Below are 16,533 nucleotides of genomic sequence, written 5' to 3' on the forward strand. Positions count from 1 at the left end.
AATTAGAATTATTATGAAAACAACTCTCAAATTTTTATTTGCTTTAACAGCAATTTTTTCACTAGCAGCGAGCTGTAGTAGTGATGACTCGGCTACAGAGCCAGAAGTACCTGCCGAAGTAGGTATAACCAGTTTTGGTTTTTATGCCGAAGATAATACAGGAACAATTTTTAACGATTATGTGGTTGAAACTGTAACAGGAACAGATATTAGTTTATCGGTGCCAAGTGAAACAGATTTAACAGCTTTAGTAGCGCGTTTTACTACAACAGAAGGCGATGCAGTGAAAATTGGTGCTGTAGTGCAAGTTAGCGGAACAACGGCTAATAACTATTCTGCAGCTGTAGAATATTTAGTAACAGAAGGTGTTACAAATAAAATTTACACGGTAACAGTGGGTAAATTAGCAAGTTCAGTTTGGAGCTTATTAAGTACTTATTCTGAAGATGCTATAACAGAAATCGCATTACAAATAAACCCAACTAACTCAATGCCTTATATTGCTTACATTAGCGATAGAGATAGTTCTAGCGATCAAAAAATGAACTTAATTAGTTATGATGGTACAACTTGGAATAGAACAGGAGCTACAGATTTTTCAGATTACAGAGCAAACTCTGTGGATTTAAAATTTAGCCAAACTGGAGTACCTTATATTAGCTTTTTAGAATACACAGATATTAGACAAGCATCTATTATGAGTTATGAGAATAGTGCCTGGAGCTATGTTGGAGGAAGTCCTTTTACAGATGTTAAAGCGGGAGCGAACACTGTGGCAATTACTAGCGATAACTCTATTTATGGTTTTTATACCAATGACGCTAGTGGAGATGATAACAGAAGAAGTGTTTTTGCGAGATCATACTCAGGAAGTGCTTGGTCAGATTTAACAATTTCTGGAAGAACTGGTTTAGCTAGAGTTTTAAAGACTAAAGTTATTGATGATGTTGTATATCTTGCTGTTTTAGATTACGGTGAAGGTCAAGCAGTTTCTGTATATAAATATGATGGCGGTGTATGGACTACACTTGCGGATAAAATGAAAGAAAGTGAAGAAAATACAGTTTATTATTACAACATCGCTATAGATGTAGATAAAGATGATAATGTATATTTAGCATATGCTGAAGATAATGGCGATGATACCGATTACCAATTACGTGTTAAAAAGTATGATGCAACAGCATCTACGTGGAGCACGCAAGGTGATTTAATTGTAACATCGAATACTAGAGATTTTGACCTTGCAGTTGATAAATATAATAACGCTATGTTATTTTATCAAGATGATAACAAAACGCCTGTATTTTTACCATTTGATAGCGATATTAATAACTGGGGTACTTCTGTAGTATTTACTGATGCAGATGCTAGTGACTTAAAAATTGAAGTAGCACCAAACGGATTATCTTACGCATCATACGTGGCTAATGATATCGTGAATTTATATATCTTTGATTCTCCAGAGAACTAAGAATAAATAATTTTAGTATAATATTTTTATAAATAAGCGGAGCCTAATAACTCCGCTTATTTGCTTTTATAAATTAAAGAAAATGACAACTACTTTTAAAATTATCGTTTTTTATTGCTGTTTAAGCATTAGTTTTTCTTCTTATGCACAAGCTATTAATACGTGGGTTTCCGGAACGGTTTCTATTCAAAATAAATCATCTCATAAGGGTTTAAAAAATATGATGGTTTCTAATGGAGATACCATTGTTACAACCAATAAAAAAGGAGTGTTTAAAATTCCTGTAAAAAAAGGGCAAGTTGTTTTTCCTATTCTGTCATCAGGTTATGGTTATGCGAATACTAAAAAATGGTGGTATAATATTCCTAGTGATTTTGAGAGTACGTCGGACCTTAAAATAGATTTCCAACTACAGAAAATACAGAAAAATAAAGCTTTTAAATTTTTAGCCATAGGGGATATTCAAGTGGGTGATAATACCGAATTATTACAAGCTACACAGTCCGTTTTAAAGGAACTGCTGAATAGAAACGATTATGATTTCAGTATATATTTAGGCGATTTAGTGAATGATGCTCCAGACTTATTTATGCCTCTAAAAAAACTGGTTGATGATGTGAAACAGCCTTCTTGGGTGGTTTATGGAAATCACGATAGAAATTTTAAAACAGATAAAGAAAATCAACCTAATCTTTTTAGAGATAATTTTGGTCCCGACACCTATGCTTTTTTTCGAAACGATGTATTATTTGTTGCTTTAAACAGTATTAAGCCAGAAGGGAAGTACGGTTATAAAGGTATATATAAAAAGAATCAAATAGATTTTTTATCGCAATTATTAGCCACAGTAGATGCTAATCAACCCATAGTTATTAGTCAGCATATTCCGTTTGTTGGTATGAAAAACAAAAAGGAACTCATAGAAATATTAAACCCTTTTAAAAACGTGTTATTTTTAACAGGGCACACGCATACTGCTTTTCGTAATACAATCAAAATGCCTTCAGGAAACATGATTCACGAATTAACCGCTGGTGCTGTTTGTGGAAATTGGTGGACAGGTCAAAAAGATTGGGAAGGTATTCCTTTAGCTTTAATGAGCTGTGGAACGCCAAAAGGATACTTCGAAATTGATTTTAATAAAGCAGATTACAAAATAAAGTATAAGGGGATTAACTTACCGAGCAACAAACAATTTAGTGTTTGGTTTGGTGATTATAATGGAGAGCCGTTATCATCATTAGCAGAGAGCAATGCATTTTATGTAAATGTGTTTTCAGGATCGAGTGATACAAAAGTCTCAGTGGTACTTCCTAATAAAAAAGTTGTTTTTCTGAAAAAAGAAGCGATACTAGATCCTTTTGTAAATTACATTAAACAAACCCAAAAGGAAGGTTTGACTCCAGATAAAAACAGTAAAAAATCAGCGTATTTAAGAACCAAATCGCGTCATATTTGGAAAGGTGTTATGCCTGATGAATTGGAAAAAGGATATCATAAAGTTGAAATTAAAATTGAGGATCCTTATTTTTCAACCATTAAAGACTTTTTATGGGTGTTAAAAGAATAATTTTAAGTTTTAATGATATAAATAAAGCCGTAAACCTTCATAATAATTGAAGCTTTACGGCTTTATTCTTTTGATTTTTTTTAGAATGATTATCCGCGTATTGATAATAATGGAATATCTAATCCGGACGACATAATTCGTGTTTTACTTTTATGAATTAAGGACGACCAAAAGCCGTATTCATAAGGAACCATAATTAGCACATCAGGTTTGTATTCTAACATTTCGTTTCTTATTTCGTCTATAACGGCTTCAGATTGCACGTTTTTGTAATAATACGACACTTCTTCTAAAGGTTTTAAAATTTCAGCATTGCTTTTTAGTTCCGATATTTTATTATTCACATGAAACACTCTCAATTCCGAATTAAATTTTTTGGTCGTTTTTTTTATTTGTTTCAGAATATTACCTGTTAAACCTTTTTCAAGATCGCAAGCAAATAAAATTTTGTCAATATTGTTAAATTGTGCTTTTAACGGAACAGCCAAAATAGGAATCTCAATTTTGTTAATCGCTTCCGATGTGGTGCTGCCTAACAAATCGCCTTCTATGGTTTTTGTGTGCATACCCATAATAATCATATCGGCATGATGTTCTTCAATAGCGCGCTGTAATTGCTTAAAGTATTCGCCCATGGCAAAATCGACTTTAATTTTAATGCCATAAGTTTCCGATAGTTTCTTAGCACGGTTTTCTATTTTAGTTTTTGCATAATCTATAGATAACAATATATTTTTATATGGCAATCTAGATTGTACCACATGTATAGATACAATGTGTAAATGAAATAGCACCAATTTAGCTTTTATTTTCTTTGCGGCTTTTATGGCATATAAAGTAGCGTTTTCAGATTCTTCAGAGAAATCGGATGATATGATAATCGTTTTCATAGGGATAAAATTTAAGGATTGAATTCTACCTTAAATTTAAGAATTTATAGGGAGATTTGCTATAAATTTAACAGTTGTTTTGTGGGGGTTATATTAGGGTTTTAATTCGTTAAAACTGTTTAAATAACGTATCTTCGTAGCTTAACAAAAAAAATATATTCATGGAAAAATTCCCAAAAATAGCATTCCCATTCATCATTATTGGTGTCGTATTAGTTATCTTATTATCAAAATCTGCCGTTACCATTGGGCCGGGAGAAGGCGGTGTAATGTTTGAACGTTTAGGCGATGGTATTGATGTAGAAAGAACCTATGGCGAGGGGTTTCATATTATTATGCCATGGAACAGCATGATTGTGCGTCGTGTGCGTCAGCAATCTATTTCAGATGAAATGAATGTGCTTTCTGTAAACGGATTAGAGGTTAAAGTGAATGGAACTATTTGGTACGAGCCAGAATTTGCTAACCTTGGTAAATTAATTAAAACCAAAGGACAAGATTACGAAAGAGAACTTTTAGATCCTGCCATTAACGCAGCGGCCAGAAGTGTTGTAGGACGTTATACGCCCGAACAATTATATTCTAGTAAAAGAGATGTTATTGAACAAGAAATTTTAGATGAAGTAACGAAGCTTTTAGAAGGCCAATTCTTAACCGTTAAACGTGTTTTAGTAGAAGATGTTAAGTTACCTGCAACAATTAAAGATGCCATTGAACGTAAATTGAAGCAAGAGCAAGAGTCTTTAGAATATGAGTTTAGATTGGTTACTGCCGATAAAGAAGCTCAAAAACAAATTATTGAAGCAGAAGGAAAAGCAGAATCTAACCGTATTTTAAGTGCATCATTAACTGATAAAATTTTACAAGATAAAGGTATCGATGCAACTATTAAATTAGCCGAATCACCAAATAGTAAAGTGATTGTTATTGGTTCAGGCGATAGCGGTTTACCAATTATTTTAGGAGATCAATAATTTGCTTTTAAAGATTTAGAGATTAAACTAATCAGTATTTTAAACCTTATTTTGAAGATTAATTAATCTTTTTTTAATAAAACTAAGGAAACTATAAATATTTAAAATTTAATTCTGAATAATTTGGCGTTTTAAACATATATTTTGCATATTTGTAACGTTATAAAAAACAAAAGACATGACTTTTATTCAAAACCATCATCATTTTCAAATTTGCTCTCAGGCGAAGTGAAAATGTATTGAATAAAATCAACATATATTTAAACCCGTTTGAGCCAATCAAGCGGGTTTATTTTTTTAAAACCAACGAGATTGTTTCAAACTCATAAAACAAATAAAATGAGTAACTTAAGAATTGCAGTACAAAAATCAGGACGTTTAAACGAAGACTCAATGGCGCTTCTAAAAGATATCGGTATTTCTATCGATAACGGTAAAGACCAATTAAAAGCTTCGGCTAAAGGGTTTCCTGTAGAAGTGTTTTATTTAAGAAATGGAGACATTCCTCAATATTTAAAAGATGGCGTTGTAGATGCCGCTATTATTGGCGAGAATGTTTTAATTGAAAAAGGAGAAGGCATTAATGTAGTTGAAAAATTAGGTTTTTCTTCATGCCGTGTTTGTATTGCTGTGCCAAAGGACGCCGATTACAATGGTGTTAAAGATTTAGATGGTACGCGCATTGCAACATCTTACCCAAATACAGTACAACAGTATTTAGAGAAAAATGGTATCACCGCAAACCTTCATATTATTAACGGTTCTGTAGAGATTGCTCCAAATATTGGTTTAGCCGATGCTATTTGCGATATTGTTTCTAGTGGAAGTACATTGTTTAAAAACAATTTAAAAGAAGTTGAAACGATTTTAACTTCGGAAGCAGTACTTGCGGTTTCACCAGTTTTAAGTGAAGAAAAGCAAGCTATTTTAGATACCTTTCAATTTAGAATTCAATCGGTTTTAAAAGGAAGAAATTCTAAGTATGTGCTTTTAAATGCACCAAATGATAAATTAGACGCTATTATTTCATTATTACCAGGTATGAAAAGTCCAACGGTATTGCCATTAGCGCAAGAAGGATGGAGTTCTGTACACTCGGTAATCCCGAAAAATGATTTTTGGAAAATTATTGAAGGCCTAAAAGCAAATGGCGCACAAGGTATTTTAGTTTGTCCAATTGAAAAAATGGTACTATAATTTATTTGTTTTTCTATTTCCGAGAAGTCGGAAATCGCATTAATAAATTGAGATAGTGTCGTTTTAAAAGATTTTCGCTTTCGCGGAAATGAAGAAAAAGAGATTCAAAATGCAAATAATAAATAACCCAAATAAAAGCGATTGGTCGGAAATTTTAAAACGCCCAACCCAAACGGTCAATGATATTGAAGGCACGGTAACAAGTGTTTTTCAAGATGTCATCGCTAGAGGAGACGCGGCTATAAAAGAATATACTATTCGTTTTGATGGTGTAGATTTAGAGTCGAATATTGTGTCTGCAGAAGAGATTGAAGCGGCTGTAAAAACAGTTGCAGAACCACTTAAAAATGCTATAAAGAAAGCAAAACACAATATTGAAGCCTTTCATAAAGCTCAAAAAACAACTAAAGTTGAAGTAGAAACAACAAACGGTGTATCGTGCTGGCAAGAAAAAAGACCTATTGAAAAAGTAGGTTTGTATATTCCTGGAGGAACAGCGCCTTTATTCTCAACGGTTTTAATGTTGGCAGTTCCAGCACAAATTGCAGGTTGTAAAGAGATTGTTTTATGTTCTCCTCCAAATAAAAAAGGGGAGTTGGCGCCAGAAATTTTGTTTGCGGCAAATTTATGTGGTGTTACTAAAATCATAAAAGTTGGCGGCATTCAAGCTGTTGCTGGTTTAACATTTGGAACAGAAAGTATCCCTCAGGTTTATAAAATTTTCGGACCTGGAAATCAATTTGTAACCGTGGCTAAGCAATTAGCAACCAAACACGGCGTAGCTATAGATATGCCTGCGGGACCAAGTGAGTTATTGGTTGTTGCCGATAAGAGCGCAAATGCAGCTTATATTGCTTCAGATTTGTTAAGTCAAGCGGAGCATGGCACCGACAGTCAGGTTATTTTGGTTTCAACGTCAAAAGATATTATTGAAAAGGTTTCTAACGAAATTGAAAAACAATTAGAGGTGCTTCCGCGTAAAGCGATTGCAGAAAAAGCGATTGCTAATTCTAAGCTGATTTATGTTGAAAATCATGAAGTTGCCTTAGAAATGATAAATGAGTACGGCCCAGAACATTTTATTATTTGTACTGAAGCTAACGACTTTTATGTGGATGGTATTCGCAATGCGGGTTCTGTTTTTATTGGTGATTATACACCAGAAAGTGCAGGAGATTATGCTTCGGGAACCAACCATACTTTACCAACTAACGGATTTAGTAAAGCGTATTCGGGTGTGAATTTAGATAGCTTTTTAAAGCAAATGACGTTTCAAAAAATATCTAAAGAAGGACTTTTAAATATTGGTGAAACTATTGAGTTAATGGCAGAAGCGGAAGGTTTACAAGCTCATAAAAATGCGGTTTCTATCCGATTAAAAGATTTAAAATAGGCAGGTCGTAAAACTTGTTTCAGTAAAACATAAATAATTAGACGCTGTGATAAATGCAGTGTAGCAGAATAATGAACATTCAAAATTTAATAAGGCCAACCATAAAAGCATTAAAGCCGTACTCGTCTGCAAGAGATGAGTTTCAGGGCAACAGTGATGCTATGGTGTTTTTAGATGCTAACGAAAACCCGTATAATAACGGTGTAAATCGTTATCCAGATCCGCAACAAAAAGGGGTGAAAGCCATTTTATCAGAAATTAAAGGGGTTTCAGCAAAACATATTCTTTTAGGAAATGGAAGTGATGAAGTACTCGATTTAATTTTTAGAGCCTTTTGTGAACCACATCAAGATAACGTGATTTCTTTACCGCCAACTTATGGTATGTATGAGGTTTTAGCGAATTTGAATGCTGTTGAAATTCGTAAAGTTAATTTATCGGAAACCTTTCAACCTAAAGTTGAAGCCATTTTGGAAGCGAGCGATACGAATAGTAAAGTGTTGTTTTTATGTTCACCAAATAACCCAACAGGGAATAGCTTTTCAACGGAGTCTGTAGAAAAATTATTGAAAGCATTTAAAGGTTTAGTGGTTATTGATGAAGCGTATATCGATTTTTCAACTGAAAAAAGTTGGTTAACACGTTTAGAAGAGTTTCCTAATTTAGTTATTACTCAAACGCTTTCAAAAGCTTACGGTATGGCTGGAATTAGACTGGGAATTTGTTATGCTTCTGAAGATATAATTGCTGTTTTAAACACCATTAAGCCGCCATATAATGTTAATGAATTAAGTCAGCAGAAGGCAATTGAATTATTGACAGACAGTAACTTAGCTAAAAATCAAATTAATAGTATTCTTGAGGAACGAACAGCGCTAGGTTTAGAGTTAGAGAAGGTTTCTTTTGTTTCAAAAATATATCCATCTGATGCTAATTTTATTTTAGCAAAAGTGGATGATGCTACAAAACGCTATAATCAATTGGTAGAAAAAGGGGTGGTTGTTAGAAATAGGACCACGCAGTTTGGTTGCGAAGAATGTTTGAGATTTACCGTTGGAACGAAGGAGGAAAATCAGGAATTAATAAAAAATCTTTTATTAATTTCGAAATCCTGAACTCGTTTCAGTAACTTATAAAAGTATCATGATTAATTAAAAGACCCTGAAATAAATTCAGGGTTATAACAAGTTATATGAAAAAAGTATTATTTATAGATCGTGATGGCACTTTAATTAAGGAGCCAGCAGACGAACAAGTAGATTCATTTGAAAAACTGGTTTTTTATCCGAAAGTATTTCAATTTTTAGGTAAAATTTGTAAAGAATTAGATTTCGAAGTTATCATGGTAACCAACCAAGATGGTTTGGGAACACCCGATAATCCTTCTGAAAAATTCTGGCCAATTCACAATTTTGTATTAAGTACATTCAAAAATGAAGGCATCGATTTTAAAGAAGTTTATATCGATGAAACTTACGCTAAAGATAATGCACCAACAAGAAAGCCAAACACCGGATTATTAACCAAATTCTTTTCCGATGATTACGATTTAGAAAATTCATTTGTAATTGGGGATCGCTTAACGGATATAGAGTTGGCTAAAAATCTTGGCTCTAAAGGCATTTTTATTAATGATGAAACGCATTTAGGAACCGATGAAATTACGGTGAAGCGTGACGCGCTAGATCCTTATATTGCTTTGGAAAGTAACGATTGGGAAGCTATTTATAATTTTTTAAAATTAGAAGATCGCGTTCAAGAAATTACGAGAAACACCAACGAAACTAAAATTTACATCAAACTAAATTTAGATGGTACTGGTAAAAATGATATTGATACTGGTTTATCGTTTTTCGATCATATGTTAGATCAAATTGGACGTCATGGCGCTATGGATTTAACAGTGAAAGTAGATGGCGATTTAAATGTTGATGAACACCATACTATCGAAGATACCATGATTGCTTTAGGGGAGTTATTCAATAAAGCTTTAGGTAATAAATTAGGTATTGAGCGTTACGGATTCTGTTTACCAATGGATGATTGTTTAGCGCAAGTTGCTGTGGATTTTGGTGGTAGAAATTGGTTAGAATGGGATGCAGAATTTAAACGTGAAAAAATTGGTGATATGCCAACTGAAATGTTTTTCCACTTGTTTAAATCGTTTACCGATGGTGCAAAATGTAATTTAAATGTTAAGGCCGAAGGCGTAAACGAACATCATAAAATTGAAGGTATTTTTAAAGCCTTTGCTAAAGCAATGAAAATGGCGGTTAAACGCGATTCCAACAAAATGTTTTTGCCGAGTACGAAAGGGATGTTATAGAATGGTTTTTTGGTTTTTAGTGGATGGTTATTAGTGTAATCATGCGATAAAGAATCAAAAACGAACAACAAAAAAATGAAATTAGTTATAATAAATTACGGAGCTGGAAATATAAAAAGCATACAATTTGCTTTTAAACGCTTAGGTGTTGATGCTATTTTATCGAACAATCCCGAAGAAATTTTGGCAGCCGATAAAATTATTTTTCCTGGTGTTGGAGAAGCGAGTTCTGCCATGAAAATGCTTGAAGAAAGTGGTTTAGCCGATTTAATTCCTACTTTAAAACAACCTGTTTTAGGCATTTGTTTGGGTATGCAACTCATGTGTAAAACTACGGAAGAGGGTAATACCAAAGGCTTAGGCATTTTTCAAACCGATGTAAAACGTTTTGATCATTCTGTAAAAGTACCACACATGGGTTGGAACGTGATTAAAGATTTAAAATCCGATTTATTTAAGGGTCTTAAAGACAACGAATACATGTATTTGGTGCATAGTTATTATGCTGAGCATTGTAATGAAACTATTGCAAAAACCGATTATGGCTTAAATTATGCATCGGCTTTACAACACAATAATTTCTATGGTGTACAATTTCACCCAGAAAAAAGTGGAACCGAAGGCGCTAAAATTTTACAAAACTTTTTGGATCTTTAGTTTCATTCATTATAATAGAACAATACAAAAACTATTAACGAGTAACCAATAACGATGAGAATAATACCTGCAATAGACATTATAGACGGCAAATGTGTACGACTTTCAAAAGGTGATTACAACACAAAAAAAATATATAATGAGCATCCTTTAGAAATCGCTAAACAGTTTGAAGCTCATGGTATTGAGTTTTTACATTTAGTAGATTTAGATGGCGCTAAGGCTAGCCATATTGTAAATCATAAAGTTTTAGAAGAAATAGCTTCTAAAACGAGTTTGAAAATTGATTTTGGTGGTGGTTTAAAAACAGATGACGATTTACGAATCGCCTTCGAATCTGGTGCTGGACAAATTACTGGTGGTAGTATTGCGGTAAAACAACCTGATGTTTTTAAAAATTGGTTATCCAAATTTGGTTCAGATAAAATCATTTTAGGAGCAGATGCCAATAACGAAAAGATTGCTATTAGTGGTTGGTTGGAAGAATCTGATGAAGATTTAATTCCCTTTGTTCAAAATTATCAAAAAGACGGTGTGCAGTATGTTATTTGTACAGATATAGCTAAAGATGGGATGTTAGAAGGTCCTTCTTTCGACTTGTATGAAAAAATGTTAGCACAGCTTCCAAATATAAAATTAATTGCAAGTGGAGGTATTTCAACGTTTGATGAATTACCAAAATTAGCCGAATTAGGCTGCGAAGGCACCATAATCGGGAAAGCCATTTACGAGAATAAAATAAGCTTAAAACAATTAGAGGATTTCATTTTAAATAAATCCTAATCCGTTTTTAGAAGGTTAGTTGCTGATTAACAGCAATCAACTAAAAACCAACAACATTAAAAATAATGCTTACAAAAAGAATAATTCCTTGCTTAGATATTAAAAACGGTCGTACTGTAAAAGGTGTGAATTTCGTTGATTTACGTGATGCAGGAGACCCCGTGGAACTAGCGAAACAATATGCCGATGTTGGTGCAGACGAACTTGTTTTTCTGGATATTTCGGCGACTTTAGAAGGTCGTGGTACCACGTTGGATATGGTTTTGCGTGTTGCAGAACAAGTTAATATTCCGTTTACAGTAGGTGGTGGAATTTCTTCTGTAGAGCATGTAGACGAACTTTTGCATTGTGGTGCAGATAAGGTATCTATAAACTCATCGGCAGTAAAACGTCCTGAATTAGTAAACGAGTTATCAAATAAATTCGGAAGTCAGTGTGTGGTTGTCGCTATCGATGCTAAACAAGTGGACGGACAATGGAAAGTACATTTAGCTGGTGGAAGTATTCCAACAGATATTGATTTATTCGAATGGGCAAAAGAGGTTGAAACTCGTGGTGCAGGTGAAATTTTATTTACATCAATGAATCATGATGGTACAAAAAACGGTTTTGCTAATGAAGCTTTAGCGAAATTATCAGAAAGCTTGAATATTCCAATAATAGCATCGGGAGGTGCGGGTAATGTTCAACATTTTATTGATACCTTTGAAATCGGAAAATCGGATGCAGCTTTGGCTGCTAGTGTTTTTCACTTTGGTGAAATTCCAATTCCTGAATTAAAAAAAGAATTAAAAGCAAATAATATCGAAGTACGACTTTAGTCGTCATACTGAATCTAATTCAGTAACCTATAAAAATTTATTATGATTATTAAATACGACAGTAACGGACTAGTGCCTGCAATTATTCAAGATGCAACAACAAAAAATGTTTTGATGTTGGGGTATATGAATGCTGAATCTTACGAAAAAACTTTAGAAACTAAGACAGTTACTTTTTTTAGCAGAAGTAAGCAACGTCTTTGGACTAAAGGTGAAGAAAGTGGTAACTTTTTAAATGTAGTCGATATTAAAAACGATTGTGATAACGATTCTCTTTTAATACAAGTAAATCCTGTTGGTCCAACCTGCCATACCGGAACTGATACGTGTTGGAAAGAAGAAAACAAATCTAATTACGGATTCTTTTCAACGTTAGAAGATGTTATAACCGAACGTGTTGCTAATAAGGATACTCAAAAATCTTATGTAGCGAGTTTGTTTGCAAAAGGCATTAATAAAGTGGCTCAAAAAGTAGGCGAGGAGGCTGTAGAAACGGTTATTGAGGCAATGGATAATAACGATGAGTTGTTTTTATACGAATCTGCAGATTTAATGTTTCATTACCTGATGTTGCTTCAAGCTAAAGGCTTCACGTTAAAAGATATTGAAAAGGAATTAGTAGGCAGACACAAGTAAACCGTTCCTTTTGAAAAAATATTTTTATTTAATTACCATTCAATATTTGGGCTATCGTTTTCATGGTTGGCAAAAACAGCCAGACGTGAAAACGTTGCATTTAATGGTAGATAGAACGTTTAATTTCATTTTAGAAGGTAAGCGTTTTAAAAGTTTAAGTTCTGGTAGAACAGATGCTATGGTGTCTGCCGAATGTGCAGCAATAGAGTTGTTTTTATTTGAACCTATTGAAGATCTATCTGCTTTTTTAGAACTCTTTAATCGTAATTTACCTCAAGATATTCGCGCCTTAGATATTAAGGAAGTTGATGCGAAGTTCAATATTATTCAGAATTCTAAAATTAAAGAATATTTATATTTATTTGCGCATGGCGAAAAATGTCATCCGTTTTGTGCACCTATAATGACCACTATTCTTGATGAGTTGGATATTGAGCTTATGAAAGAAGGAGCTAAGTTATTCGAAGGTGAGAATTATTTGAAAACGTACTGCTACAAACCTACCGATAATGGTATCTACACACGTGAAATTATGCTGTGCGAATTGGTAGAAAACACACTATATACTGCTAATTATTTTCCTGAAAAAACCTTTATTCTACGGGTGCAAGGCAAAGGTTTTATGCGAAATCAAATTCGTTTAATGATGGGAACACTTATAGATTTAGGTAAAGGTAAACTAACACTTCAAGACATAAAAGATAGTTTAAAACCTGATAATGATATTAAAATGAATTATATCGCTCCAGCATCTGGTTTAATTCTAAAAAACATCGATTTCATAGATTAATTTATAATCTTTTCTTCTTAATTAATTTAACTTTTTGTGTTTTATTTAACATAATTTAAGTTAAATATATCTTAATACCGTTAAAGCCTGTTAAAGGGCTTGACAATTTTTATATAGCCCTTATATTGAGTGGGAACACAAACAATAAATTATGAGCTATTTAAAAATGAACGATGAAGAAGTATTACCCGTGGTGGTAGAAATGAATATTTTACTAGCTGACTACCACGTTTATTATCAAAAATTACGAAGCAACCATTGGAATATTGTTGGAAGAAATTTTTTCGATTTACATGAAAAATTTGAAGATATGTACAATGATGCTCGTATTAAAATTGATGAAATCGCAGAGCGTATTCTTACGTTGCGCTATCATCCAATGAGTCAAATGGAAGATTATCTTAAGTCTTCAACTATAAAAGAAAAGGCAGCTCTTAAGTCAGATCGTGCAATGGTTTTAGAAACCCTAAATGATCATAAATTACTTTTAGAACAAATGGGAAAAGTAATGAAAAAAGCAAATGTTGCTTCTGATGAAGGAACCGCAGATTTAATTGGTGCTTACATTCGTGAACTTGAAAAAACAAGTTGGATGTTAGAGGCATGGACAAAAAAGCCATCTGAAATTGCACATCCCGAATCTGCAGAGGTTGTTTAAGTTTTGTTAATTTTTCTTAAAACTTAATTAATAAATCATAAAAATATATTTACAAAAATGGAAACAGCATTTAATAAGGCTTTTGATGGCCTAGTTATAAAATTAGAAAGTTGGTTTGCAACTATTATAGAATATTTGCCAAATTTAGCTTTAGCACTGTTAGTATTGGTATCTGCATATTTTGCAGCGAAGTACGTTAATAGATATACGTACAAATTAGTTTCAAAACGAATACAAAAGGACTCTGTTGCAAGCATGATTTCAAGAATTGCGGCAGTTGCTTTAGTGTTGGTAGGCTTGTATATTTCGCTTGGTATTTTAAACTTAAGTAAAACATTAACCTCTTTATTAGCAACAGCAGGTGTTGCCGGTTTAGCTATTGGTTTAGCGTTGCAAAATACCTTAAGTAATACGGTTGCAGGAATCTCGCTTTCCTTTAGAGATAAAATACGAATTGGAGACTGGGTAGAAACCAATGGGCATTCTGGAGAAGTTATGGATGTCAATTTAAAAGAATTTGTTATTAAAGAAGCCGATAATAATATTGTGGTACTTCCGAATAAAATGATTCTAGAAAATCCTTTAAAAAACTACTCTTTAACTACTCGAATGCGCGTTGCTTTAGAGTGTGGTGTCGGGTATGAATCGGATTTAGAAGAAGTAAAAACACTTACAAAACAAACTATTACAGACACTTTTGATCAAGTAGAAAACGTAGATGATGTGGAATTTTACTACGAAGAATTTGGAGGAAGTTCTATTAATTATTTATGTAGATTTTGGATTGATTCCGAAAGTTTACTTGAAAAATATAGAGCAAAAACAGCTGCCATTATAGCTATTAAGAAGGCTTACGATAAAGCTGGAATAAATATTCCTTTTCCAATCAGGACCCTGCAATTTGATAACAAATTATCTGTTGAAGGTGGCGAAGTTGCTAAGCAAAATGAATTCTCTAATAACTAGAGTTGGTTTATCATTTATGATAAATTATTAATTCAAATTATAAAAAATAAAAATGATGAAAAATTATATATATCTGTTTGTACTGCTTATTTGTGGTACAACCATAGCACAAGAAAAACCGAAACAAGTAAAACAAGAAACTATTGAAAAAACGGTTAAATATAACAACGGAGAAGAAATTACTGAAAGTAAATTAAAGGTAATTTCAAGAGAAACATCTAATGTAGAATTGGATTTAAGTGATAAAGAAAAAGTAAATCAAAAACGTATTGCTACAACTAAAAAAGTTGAAACTATGGTGATGGTTGATGATAATCGCGATCCTGGTTTTGACTTATTATCAAAAGAAACTCATTTTGTGAGCGATGATAAAAGTTTTAAGTTTTCTCCTAGTGATGGCGGCTTCAATATTGTTTTCGATAATAATGAAAATGAATTTGTGGTTGTTGGCAAAGCGTGGAGCACGAAAAACCCAGGTAGTTATATTGTAAAAGGTGAAACCTATAATGGCATTGGCTATATAACCGAAACTGGCGATTTTATTGTAGAATATTACAGCACCGATTCAAAAAGTATAGAAACAATTTCATACAAGCCCGTAAATAAATAGAGGCGGTGTTAAGTTATTAATAAAAGTCCCGATTCGTTCGGGACTTTTTGTATTTTAGATGTCTATTAAAAAGACTACAAATTTATGAGTGTATCCGTGCCTAAATCAGCTTTTACCTATTTAAAAAAGTTAGAAAAAAATAACGATCGCGATTGGTTTAACGATAATAAAACTGAATTTCAAGCCATTCAAAAAGAGATTAAAGTTTTTTTTAATGAGCTTATGGCACAGCTGAATGAGCACGACGAAATTGATAAACTTAAAATATTTAGAATATACAGAGATGTTCGTTTTTCTAAAAATAAGTTACCTTATAAAACACATTTTAGTGGCTCGTTTCACAGAACAAAACCCAGATTGCGTGGCGGTTACCATGTGCAAATAAAACCTAATAATGAAACCTTTATAGCAACAGGATTTTGGGATCCTGCTCCGGCCGATTTAATGCGTATTCGAAAAGAGTATGAAATGGACGATTCGGAAATACGTGAGATTATTAATGAAAAGATCTTTAAAAAAACATGGGGAGGTTTTGTTGGAGATGAAGTAAAAACAGCACCACGCGGTTTTAATAAGGAGGATAAAGCCATCGATTTAATTAAGAAGAAACAATATATTTTTATTAAGAAATATGCCGACGCTGAAGTTTTGAGTCCTAACTTTATCAATGAAGTGAGTGCTGATTTTAAAGTTATCCGACCATTTTTTAATTATATGAGTGATGTATTAACTACGGATTTAAATGGAGTTTCTTTGATTGAGGATTAATTCGTTTTCGGAAATAAATA

The 16,533-nt window shown here is 33.0% G+C and carries 17 protein-coding genes; 16 read left to right on the forward strand and 1 reads right to left on the reverse strand.

Annotated elements, in window-relative coordinates; genetic code table 11:
* Positions 1-13 precede the first annotated feature (13 nt).
* Together QWY92_RS17475 and QWY92_RS17480 are read left to right on the forward strand one after the other, a co-directional pair.
* Positions 14-1,474: an SGBP N-terminal domain-containing protein gene (locus QWY92_RS17475; RefSeq protein WP_290273709.1), complete on the forward strand. Its 1,461-nt coding sequence runs from the start codon at positions 14-16 to the stop codon at positions 1,472-1,474.
* Positions 1,475-1,556: 82 nt separating this feature from the next.
* Positions 1,557-3,044 (forward strand): calcineurin-like phosphoesterase family protein, encoded by a 1,488-nt coding sequence (locus QWY92_RS17480; protein ID WP_290273711.1) that lies wholly within the window; start codon positions 1,557-1,559, stop codon positions 3,042-3,044.
* Between the two features lie 89 nt (positions 3,045-3,133).
* Here QWY92_RS17480 and QWY92_RS17485 read toward each other — a convergent pair whose 3' ends face one another.
* Positions 3,134-3,934: a universal stress protein gene (locus QWY92_RS17485; RefSeq protein WP_290273713.1), complete on the reverse strand. Its 801-nt coding sequence runs from the start codon at positions 3,932-3,934 to the stop codon at positions 3,134-3,136.
* A 161-nt stretch (positions 3,935-4,095) separates the two neighbouring features.
* On the opposite strand from QWY92_RS17485, the gene QWY92_RS17490 reads away from it, so the two are divergent.
* The 14 genes from QWY92_RS17490 to QWY92_RS17555 all read left to right on the forward strand — a co-directional run bounded on the left by QWY92_RS17490 (position 4,096) and on the right by QWY92_RS17555 (position 16,513).
* Complete coding sequence (locus QWY92_RS17490; RefSeq protein ID WP_290273715.1) at positions 4,096-4,908, forward strand: prohibitin family protein; 813 nt, start codon at positions 4,096-4,098, stop codon at positions 4,906-4,908.
* Between the two features lie 339 nt (positions 4,909-5,247).
* The gene (hisG, locus tag QWY92_RS17495; RefSeq protein WP_290273717.1) at positions 5,248-6,105 is read left to right on the forward strand and encodes an ATP phosphoribosyltransferase; all 858 of its coding nucleotides are present in this window, start codon (positions 5,248-5,250) and stop codon (positions 6,103-6,105) included.
* Positions 6,106-6,214: 109 nt separating this feature from the next.
* Entirely contained in the window at positions 6,215-7,498 is a 1,284-nt protein-coding gene (gene hisD, locus QWY92_RS17500; RefSeq protein ID WP_290273720.1) for a histidinol dehydrogenase, read from the forward strand.
* A gap of 71 nt (positions 7,499-7,569) precedes the next feature.
* Entirely contained in the window at positions 7,570-8,613 is a 1,044-nt protein-coding gene (gene hisC, locus QWY92_RS17505; RefSeq protein ID WP_290273723.1) for a histidinol-phosphate transaminase, read from the forward strand.
* Between the two features lie 77 nt (positions 8,614-8,690).
* The gene (hisB, locus tag QWY92_RS17510) at positions 8,691-9,824 is read left to right on the forward strand and encodes a bifunctional histidinol-phosphatase/imidazoleglycerol-phosphate dehydratase HisB (protein WP_290273726.1); all 1,134 of its coding nucleotides are present in this window, start codon (positions 8,691-8,693) and stop codon (positions 9,822-9,824) included.
* 75 nt (positions 9,825-9,899) lie between these two features.
* On the forward strand, positions 9,900-10,481 hold the full coding sequence (gene hisH / locus QWY92_RS17515) for an imidazole glycerol phosphate synthase subunit HisH (RefSeq protein ID WP_290273730.1): 582 nt from the start codon (positions 9,900-9,902) through the stop codon (positions 10,479-10,481).
* A gap of 54 nt (positions 10,482-10,535) precedes the next feature.
* Positions 10,536-11,264, forward strand: coding sequence for a 1-(5-phosphoribosyl)-5-[(5-phosphoribosylamino)methylideneamino]imidazole-4-carboxamide isomerase (hisA, locus tag QWY92_RS17520; RefSeq protein WP_290273733.1), 729 nt, complete (start codon positions 10,536-10,538; stop codon positions 11,262-11,264).
* 65 nt (positions 11,265-11,329) lie between these two features.
* Positions 11,330-12,085, forward strand: coding sequence for an imidazole glycerol phosphate synthase subunit HisF (gene hisF, locus QWY92_RS17525; RefSeq protein WP_042495030.1), 756 nt, complete (start codon positions 11,330-11,332; stop codon positions 12,083-12,085).
* A 42-nt stretch (positions 12,086-12,127) separates the two neighbouring features.
* Positions 12,128-12,721, forward strand: coding sequence for a bifunctional phosphoribosyl-AMP cyclohydrolase/phosphoribosyl-ATP diphosphatase HisIE (gene hisIE / locus QWY92_RS17530; RefSeq protein WP_290273743.1), 594 nt, complete (start codon positions 12,128-12,130; stop codon positions 12,719-12,721).
* Between the two features lie 10 nt (positions 12,722-12,731).
* Entirely contained in the window at positions 12,732-13,511 is a 780-nt protein-coding gene (locus QWY92_RS17535) for a tRNA pseudouridine synthase A (RefSeq protein ID WP_290273745.1), read from the forward strand.
* A gap of 151 nt (positions 13,512-13,662) precedes the next feature.
* A complete protein-coding gene (locus QWY92_RS17540; protein WP_290273747.1) occupies positions 13,663-14,169 on the forward strand; it encodes a Dps family protein in 507 nt (168 codons plus the stop codon).
* A gap of 57 nt (positions 14,170-14,226) precedes the next feature.
* A complete protein-coding gene (locus QWY92_RS17545) occupies positions 14,227-15,135 on the forward strand; it encodes a mechanosensitive ion channel family protein (protein WP_290273748.1) in 909 nt (302 codons plus the stop codon).
* A 52-nt stretch (positions 15,136-15,187) separates the two neighbouring features.
* Positions 15,188-15,745, forward strand: a complete 558-nt coding sequence (locus QWY92_RS17550; RefSeq protein WP_290273749.1) for a hypothetical protein — start codon at positions 15,188-15,190, stop codon at positions 15,743-15,745.
* Positions 15,746-15,829: 84 nt separating this feature from the next.
* Positions 15,830-16,513: a DUF2461 domain-containing protein gene (locus tag QWY92_RS17555; RefSeq protein ID WP_290273750.1), complete on the forward strand. Its 684-nt coding sequence runs from the start codon at positions 15,830-15,832 to the stop codon at positions 16,511-16,513.
* Positions 16,514-16,533: the final 20 nt, after the last annotated feature.

Source organism: Algibacter miyuki, assembly GCF_030409805.1.
In the GTDB taxonomy this organism is placed as follows: Bacteria; Bacteroidota; Bacteroidia; order Flavobacteriales; family Flavobacteriaceae; genus Algibacter; species Algibacter miyuki.

Coding starts and splice junctions, on each gene's coding strand:
- QWY92_RS17475 (WP_290273709.1), top strand. CDS start 14: ATGAAAACAACTCTCAAATTTTTATTTGCTTTAACAGCAATTTTTTCA.
- QWY92_RS17480 (WP_290273711.1), top strand. CDS start 1,557: ATGACAACTACTTTTAAAATTATCGTTTTTTATTGCTGTTTAAGCATT.
- QWY92_RS17485 (WP_290273713.1), bottom strand. CDS start 3,934: ATGAAAACGATTATCATATCATCCGATTTCTCTGAAGAATCTGAAAAC.
- QWY92_RS17490 (WP_290273715.1), top strand. CDS start 4,096: ATGGAAAAATTCCCAAAAATAGCATTCCCATTCATCATTATTGGTGTC.
- hisG (WP_290273717.1), top strand. CDS start 5,248: ATGAGTAACTTAAGAATTGCAGTACAAAAATCAGGACGTTTAAACGAA.
- hisD (WP_290273720.1), top strand. CDS start 6,215: ATGCAAATAATAAATAACCCAAATAAAAGCGATTGGTCGGAAATTTTA.
- hisC (WP_290273723.1), top strand. CDS start 7,570: ATGAACATTCAAAATTTAATAAGGCCAACCATAAAAGCATTAAAGCCG.
- hisB (WP_290273726.1), top strand. CDS start 8,691: ATGAAAAAAGTATTATTTATAGATCGTGATGGCACTTTAATTAAGGAG.
- hisH (WP_290273730.1), top strand. CDS start 9,900: ATGAAATTAGTTATAATAAATTACGGAGCTGGAAATATAAAAAGCATA.
- hisA (WP_290273733.1), top strand. CDS start 10,536: ATGAGAATAATACCTGCAATAGACATTATAGACGGCAAATGTGTACGA.
- hisF (WP_042495030.1), top strand. CDS start 11,330: ATGCTTACAAAAAGAATAATTCCTTGCTTAGATATTAAAAACGGTCGT.
- hisIE (WP_290273743.1), top strand. CDS start 12,128: ATGATTATTAAATACGACAGTAACGGACTAGTGCCTGCAATTATTCAA.
- QWY92_RS17540 (WP_290273747.1), top strand. CDS start 13,663: ATGAGCTATTTAAAAATGAACGATGAAGAAGTATTACCCGTGGTGGTA.
- QWY92_RS17545 (WP_290273748.1), top strand. CDS start 14,227: ATGGAAACAGCATTTAATAAGGCTTTTGATGGCCTAGTTATAAAATTA.
- QWY92_RS17550 (WP_290273749.1), top strand. CDS start 15,188: ATGATGAAAAATTATATATATCTGTTTGTACTGCTTATTTGTGGTACA.
- QWY92_RS17555 (WP_290273750.1), top strand. CDS start 15,830: ATGAGTGTATCCGTGCCTAAATCAGCTTTTACCTATTTAAAAAAGTTA.